At 77.8% G+C, this 693-nt stretch carries 1 protein-coding gene; it reads right to left on the bottom strand.

The window, feature by feature from the left end:
- Positions 1-101: 101 nt before the first annotated feature.
- A partial coding sequence (locus IH13_RS0114625; protein ID WP_031084527.1) for a Gfo/Idh/MocA family protein occupies positions 102-693 on the bottom strand: 592 nt, incomplete at its 5' end.

Genomic DNA, 693 nt, shown 5'->3' with positions numbered 1-693 from the left:
GCCGGTTCACGGCGGCGGCCACGGTGGCGCCGCCGTGGACCGGGCGGTGTCCGGCGGGCGAGGACGGTGGCACGTTCTGACCGGCCGTCCCGGGCGGCCGGTCAGGCGCGTACCGGGCCCAGCTGCGCCTCGGCCTCGGCGAGCACTTCGGTGAGGCGCAGGCCGAACCGTACGTCGCAGGGGTGCGCCACCCCGGTACGGGCCGCGGTGATCAGCGCGTCCACGGCCGCCCGGAAGGCGTCCCGGGCGTCGCCGCCGCCCTCGGGCAGGGCGAAGACCCCGTGCTCGCCCCGGAACTCCACCTCCGTGCCCGCCGCCGCCGACGGTGCGTCCAGTGCGAGGGTGACGGTGCTGGACGCGCCGGAGGCGTGCCGGAGCAGCAGATGGGTGGCGTCGGCCGGTCCGCGCGCCGCCACCACGTCCGTCACGTCGCCCAGGACCGGGATCAGCACCGAGAGGGCGTGCGGGCCGCAGTCCCACAGTCCGCCCTTCTCGCGCCGCCAGGGCGAGGCGGCGAACTCGTTGCCGGTTCCAGGGGCGTACAGGGCGGCGAGCCACTGGGCGCGGGCCGTGAACCAGCCGCCGGCCGCGGCCTGTCCGGCGATCCAGTCGGCCGTTCCCGGCGCGAAGCGCAGGGTGCAGAAGACCACGGAGGCGACCTGGGCGCGGGTGGCCGCCTCGGCGGTCTCGCGG

The organism is Streptomyces sp. NRRL WC-3549, assembly GCF_000721935.1.
GTDB lineage: Bacteria > Actinomycetota > Actinomycetes > Streptomycetales > Streptomycetaceae > Streptomyces.
The sequence above is the reverse complement of the archived record's forward strand: the minus strand, read 5'-3'. Positions and strand labels throughout refer to the sequence as shown.